Source organism: Prosthecobacter sp., from assembly GCF_044222345.1.
Lineage (GTDB): Bacteria > Verrucomicrobiota > Verrucomicrobiia > Verrucomicrobiales > Verrucomicrobiaceae > Prosthecobacter.
Genome location: NZ_JBGANL010000114.1, coordinates 1 through 5785, shown reverse-complemented (window position 1 = coordinate 5785; position 5785 = coordinate 1). Strand labels below are relative to the sequence as shown.

The window sequence follows — 5785 nt, the reverse complement described above, 5'->3', positions numbered from 1 at the left end:
GCATCGAGAGCCACGCCGTTGATGGTGGGCACGAGTTTGTTGATCGTACCGAGCGTGATCGCCGCCTCCTTGTCGCTCACCTGCACGCGAAACGGATGATCCCATGAGAGCGTGTTCTGGTCCGCAATGACAAAGGTGCCGTTCGGTGTGCGCGTGAACCGGATGCCGCGACCGGCGAACAACCGGAACTGCTTCGTCCACTCCAGCAGCCGGTTCCAGGCCGGCAGGACCGGATCGCCTCTGCGAACGTATAGATCGCGCACGTTCATGGTCTTCAGCGCTGGATGAGGCCGTAGATCGCGTCCGGCCATTTTTCACCGGGCTTGCTCAGCGTCCATTCCTCGGAGATTTCAAAGACGTTGCCACGCTTCACGGCCTTGGGCGGCATGACGAGCCAGTTGCGCCCGGCCGGTGTGGGAAAGCTCTCCGGCAGGCGGTCCACCGTGGTGCCCACGCGGTCCAATAGATCGCCTGGGATCGTGCGCCGCAGGTAGGTGTGACGGAACACGGCGTTGAGAACAAGATATGTGGTCATGCCGAAGAGCGGGTTCTTGTCGCTCGACGTGCTCTTGCTTCCGCTCAACCCGCTGCCGCTCGATTTGGATGAGGTGAGCTTCTCGGGAAAGAGGATGCGGCCGTCGCGCTCGTAGCCGCCATACGTGCTCTTGATCTTGTCGATGTTGGGATGCGACTCGATGGGCTCCTCCCGGAACATCGAATCGAACTCATAGCTTTCCGAATCGCCATTCTCGCCGCTGCCTTCGATGCCCTCAAAGGTGACGGTGGCCTGGAACGATCCGTCTTCGAGTTGCGTCACCGCACGGCGCGTCTCCGGCAGGCCGAAGGGGAACACGCGGCCCACGCTGAGGGTTTCATCAAGGGTGGCGCAGTTGAAGGGCAGCGCCATGGAGATCAGCCCGCGTTCATCGCGGCTGCCGCTCAGGCCCAGCATTTGAAAAGAGGCGCTCATCCAAACCGGGCCGTCGTGTCGACTGGCATCGCGGCGGCTGTGACTCGATTCGGCGCTGCGGTGGCCGGCTTGTCGCGGATCTGCTCCAGCGTGCGCTTGATCTGCTGAAGCTCGCCCGTCTGCTTCTTGGATTCGTCGAGGATGAGTTCATTGGCCGAGCGGCCCATGATGAGGTTGACGGCTCCGGCGAGGCTGCCCGACGTGCGATACTGCGGCACATCGGGCAGAGGCTTGTTCTTCTTGGCATCCCTGTCCGCCTTCGCGGCGGCATCGGCGGCTGCGCTGGCTCCGCTCTCGCGCATCTTCGCCGAGAGCTGGTCCAGCTCGTGATGCATGCGCTGCGCTTCCTTCAGCCTCTCCAGGGTCGCGCCCTCGCCGCGAAAGTTGCCCGCTGTGTGCTGCTCGTCGGCCAGTTTCTTGAGTCCTTCGAGCGTGGGCTGGATGCTTTTGCCGGAACTGATTTGCGCATCAATGAAGACTTCCCTGAGCTTGTCCTGGAGCGCCTGAAACTTTTGTTCGTCAGGCAGCACATCGAGTTCGCCCTGGCTGATGTCGGCGCGCATCCGGGCGTTGTTGCGACGCTGCTCGGTGATCTTGTCCTCGGCCTTCTGCCGCTCCTTCGCCGCCGCTGCCGCAGCTTTTTCAGCCTCGGCCTGTTTGAGCGCCTCGGCGGCTTTCTTCCTGCCGCGCTCCTTCGCCGCGCGTTCGATGTCGGCGTCCAGTCCCTCATTGCCCATGTCGTTGAGAATGTTGCCGAAGGCTTCACCCTTGAGCAGACGGCCCGCGATCTTTGCCAGACCAACGTTCGCAACAATCACCTCGGCGGCGAACGCCTTGGCGTTCATCACGAGCAAATCGAACTCGTCGTTCATCGCGGCGAGGCGTTGCACAGAATCGTCCGTCACCACGTTGACGGATGCGAAGAGCTTTTCGATTTCCTCCCGGCTGGCCGAGAGCAACGGGATCAGTTCCGCCCCTCCCCTGCCCAGCAGCGCCTGAAGATCGGCCAGACCGGTGCCTTCAGTGCGCGCCTTCTGAAACGCTTCCGACAACGCGAGGATCTTCTGATCCAGCGGCATGGCGGCGAGCTTGTCGGCGGTGAGGCCGTAACGTTCGAGAGCCTCACGCGCCTTCGAGTTTTCCACATCACCGAGATTGCGCTCCAGCTTGATGAACGCATTGGCCAGACCTTCAACAGAGGTACCCGAGAGTTCGGCGGCTCCACCCACGCGCTGGAGTGTTTCGGTGCTCTCGTTCAGACGCAGCGCGGTGTCGGCGAGATCATCGAAGTCCGACATGATGCCTTTCACACCGGCGGCAAGCGCCGTGATGCCGCCCACGGTGGCAAGACCCGCAACCTGGCTGCCAAGTTCACCGAAGATCGAACTGCCCAAGCCCCTGCCTTCCTTTTCGGCTGCTCCCTTGAACCCACGCAACTGCGTCTGCGCCTGGCGCAACGCCTGCTGGAACTTGGATACTTCGAGCTGAAGCTCGGCGGTGATCGCGGCCATGGCGTGTCAGGATTTGAACCCGGCGCGGCGGGCGGTCCCGGCCAGGAATTTGGTTAACTGGCGGCGCAGCTTTTGCGTCTGCAAATTCACGGCCCATTGCACGAGGCTGCTCATGTCGCGAAACCCGCTGGCGTATTTCACGCGGTTGGTGGCGCGCACGGCAATGCGCCGGTCATTGACCTCGATCACCACGGCACCCGGGCCGCGATTGTTCCAGATCCACGCGGGAGGTTTGAATCCGAGCTTCGATGCCGCCTGATTCCAGCCGGAGGCGAGGAAGCCCACCTTTGCCTGCTGCTTCTTCAAGTAGGCGCGCAGCGCGGCGGCTGACACGAGAATGCGTGGAGTCACCTCCTGCTTCACCCGGCCCTGTACGCGGTGGCGGTTGATGAGGGATTCCACGTTCGTCTCTTCTGCCCGCTTGGGCGACACGACCTCCACGACCTTGAACGCGTCGGCTTTCAGGCTGTTGATGCCGCGCGCCCGTGCTTTGGCGTTGCTCACGTTCTTGCCACCAGGCGGAGTGACGTCGATGAGGCTTTTCATCAAGCCGCGCGCCTGCTGGCGCAGCACGACCTCCGCATCACGCTTGGAATGCTGCATGAAGCGGTTGAGCGCGGCATTGAAGGCGGTTGTGTTGATGCGCAGTTCGCGGCTCATTCGTCATCCTCGTCCGGCGTCAACGCGGCGGCCCACTGCTCCAGCTTGTTGATCTGCGCCTGCACAGGCGGCCCCGGCTTCACGGTCCAGGCGAGCGAGGCCCGCAGTGCGCAGTGATAGTATTGCAGCGCGCGGGCCAGCGGCAGATGCCAGAGGAGGAAGGATTCACTCCAGCCTGTCTCGCGTGCGAGCGTGAACACCAGCGACGCGGTGAATCCCGGCTCGAGGATGTCGGCGGGCGCTTCGTCATCGCTGGAGCGGCCGGGCTTGGGCAGCACTTCCACGAGTGCTGCATCCACCAACTGCGACACGCGGCGGATTTCCGCGAGCACTTCGGGCACGATCAGTTCGGAGGAGGATTCGGCGAAGGCTCCGAACGGCGTGTCCCAGGAACCATCGCGAACCGCCGCGAGCACTTCGGTGAGCGGAGCCGAGTGCATCCACACGAAGAGCATGACTTGTCGCTGCCGTTCGGTTTCCGGAATCAACGCGGCCTGCTCATGATGCAGTACCAATGAAAGTCCAAGTCGCCGGCACAGATTGAGCGTGCCAAGGGAAACGGGTCGCAGCTTCAAGCCGAACAACTCGCCCGGGCCTTCGGCAATCGCTGCTTCAAGCAACTGCATCCGTGCGTCCTGCGGGTTCATCCGAGTTCGCTCAGGATGCGGGCTTTCTTTTCCGGCGTCGCATCCTGCGGGATGAGGGCGAAGCGGCGTCCGCGTCGGACCAGGAGCAGCGGCTTCATTCCGCGCAGTTCGTTGCGCAACGAACCCAGCTTGTCGCTGAACGCGCGCAGGTAGGCGATGGGATGATCGGGATTGGCACCGCACCACTCCAGGCTTTCAAAGCGGCGGCGGAACTCGGCGAACTCAATCGTCTCCTCCTTGAAGGCAGGACGAAACGTGGCGGTGATGCCGCCGTCCAGGCTCCATGTCGCGGTGCGCTGCGGAGCGCCATCGACTTCCTCCAGCGTGTCGAGCAGCGGTTTCTCTCCGGCAAACGCAAACCCGCTGGCCAGCCCGGCTGCCACCATCGGCGTGGTGCTGCTTTTGAGCGGAGCTTCGTGATCGCGCACGAACTGGACTTTCTGGCCTTCCTTCATGGCTTACGAGGCGTTGGGCCAGTTCTGGCCGCCGCATTCCCAACTGTTCCAGTCGTCGTTCTTCTGCGATTCCTTGACCGAGGTGATGATGGTCACGCCGCCGCTGATCCCTGCGATGGCCAGGCCGCCATCGGTGCCGGCGGCAACGCCTGCTGGCAGATCGCCACGGCCCTTCAGGCTGAACTCCGTTGAAGGATCAAACGCCTTCGCGTCGGCGAAGCGTCCGTCCTTGTCGAGGAGCGGTTTGGTTTCCACCTTGCGGGTCACTTCCACGCTCTCGGCGAGCGTGAGTTCCACGGATTGAATGCCAATGGCGTCGAGGTTAACAGGCATGATCAGGCGAGGTTGGAATAGGCGGTGCCGGTGATTTCAAAGTCCGGGAAGTCGTCGTTGGACTCGGCCTGCTTGGCGGAGGTGACGCGCAGCGTGCCAGCCGTGAAACTTCCCGCCGCGACAGAGGCGAGTGCGGCGTCGCCCTTGCCCTTGATCGTCACCGTTTTGGTGACCAGCGGCTTTGGCACGGCCTTCACCGTGATACCGAGGTTGTTGCGGATCGTGGCCACATCGACGCTGGAGTCGGAGGAAGACTCCTGCACGTAACCGCCCTCCGGTGCGGAGAGGCCGAAGGTGCTGGGTGCTCCGAAGGTGGCTGGCATGACACCAGTGCCCCAGTGTCAACCGCAATGACTCGGAGCTTGCCAAAGCACAGCGCGTCGTAAACACTCGCTACTATGTCTAGTTCTGGCCCCATACTGCCCAGCACACCGGGACGACCTTGGCATCCACCGACAGTCGAGGAACTCCAGGCCAAGTTACCGCAGTACGATATTCTCGCTCTGCTCGGTTGTGGAGGTATGGGCGCGGTTTACAAGGCGCGGCAGAAGTCACTGGACCGTCTTGTGGCGATCAAGATCCTGCCACCGGAAAGCTTGGATGACGTTGCCCTCAACAACAAAGGGCGGTTCAAGAACGAAGCGCTCGCGTTGGCGAAAATGAACCATCCGAACATTGTCAGCGTGCATGAATACGGAGAGACGCCTGATGGTCAGTTCTACATTGTCATGGAATTTGTTGATGGCTCTGATGTCGCCAGAATGATCCGGGCATCCGGCAAACTCACTACCGAGCAGGCTCTGCTCATTACGGGCCAGGTCTGTGACGCTCTGCAGTACGCTCACGCGCAAGGGATTGTTCACCGCGACATCAAGCCGGCTAATGTGCTCATCAATACGGCCGGCCGCGTGAAGGTCGCGGACTTTGGCTTGGCGAAGGCGTTAGATCCCATGGTCACTGCTATTACCAACGCGGAGATGAGATTTGGGACACCAGATTACAGCGCACCGGAAATGTTCGAGATGGGCGGTCATGTGGATCTGCGTGCCGACATCTATGCGGTGGGAGTGATGCTCTACCAAATGCTCACCGGAGAGATGCCGAGAGGCGGGTTCGAGTTGCCATCGAAAAAAGTGGGGAGCGATCCGCGCCTTGATCGAATCGCGCTCAAAGCCATGAAGACCGACCGCAACGATCGCTACCAAAGTG

General features: G+C 61.9%; 9 protein-coding genes. 1 reads left to right on the top strand and 8 read right to left on the bottom strand.

Features of this window, described 5'->3' with window-relative positions:
- The 8 genes from ACILSL_RS26545 to ACILSL_RS26510 all read right to left on the bottom strand — a co-directional run.
- Positions 1–269, bottom strand: a 269-nt coding sequence (locus ACILSL_RS26545; protein WP_395735096.1) for a hypothetical protein, incomplete at its 3' end; no start/stop codon positions are given.
- A 5-nt stretch (positions 270–274) separates the two neighbouring features.
- Positions 275–970 carry a hypothetical protein gene (locus ACILSL_RS26540; protein WP_395735095.1) on the bottom strand — a complete coding sequence of 232 codons (696 nt, stop codon included), beginning with the start codon at positions 968–970 and terminating at the stop codon, positions 275–277.
- Entirely contained in the window at positions 967–2481 is a 1515-nt protein-coding gene (locus ACILSL_RS26535) for a hypothetical protein (RefSeq protein ID WP_395735094.1), read from the bottom strand. The genes ACILSL_RS26540 and ACILSL_RS26535 overlap by 4 nt, the downstream gene beginning before the upstream one ends.
- 6 nt (positions 2482–2487) lie before the next feature.
- Positions 2488–3141, bottom strand: a complete 654-nt coding sequence (locus tag ACILSL_RS26530; protein ID WP_395735093.1) for a hypothetical protein — start codon at positions 3139–3141, stop codon at positions 2488–2490.
- Positions 3138–3788: a hypothetical protein gene (locus tag ACILSL_RS26525; protein WP_395735092.1), complete on the bottom strand. Its 651-nt coding sequence runs from the start codon at positions 3786–3788 to the stop codon at positions 3138–3140. The genes ACILSL_RS26530 and ACILSL_RS26525 overlap by 4 nt, the downstream gene beginning before the upstream one ends.
- Positions 3785–4243 (bottom strand): hypothetical protein, encoded by a 459-nt coding sequence (locus tag ACILSL_RS26520; RefSeq protein ID WP_395735091.1) that lies wholly within the window; start codon positions 4241–4243, stop codon positions 3785–3787. Before ACILSL_RS26520 ends, ACILSL_RS26525 begins: the two co-directional genes overlap by 4 nt.
- Positions 4244–4246: 3 nt before the next feature.
- Positions 4247–4576 carry a hypothetical protein gene (locus ACILSL_RS26515; RefSeq protein ID WP_395735090.1) on the bottom strand — a complete coding sequence of 110 codons (330 nt, stop codon included), beginning with the start codon at positions 4574–4576 and terminating at the stop codon, positions 4247–4249.
- Between the two features lie 2 nt (positions 4577–4578).
- Positions 4579–4899 (bottom strand): hypothetical protein, encoded by a 321-nt coding sequence (locus tag ACILSL_RS26510; protein ID WP_395735089.1) that lies wholly within the window; start codon positions 4897–4899, stop codon positions 4579–4581.
- Positions 4900–5097: 198 nt separating this feature from the next.
- Between ACILSL_RS26510 and ACILSL_RS26505 the strand changes: the two genes are divergently transcribed.
- On the top strand, positions 5098–5785 hold a 688-nt coding region (locus ACILSL_RS26505), incomplete at its 3' end, for a serine/threonine-protein kinase (protein ID WP_395735088.1).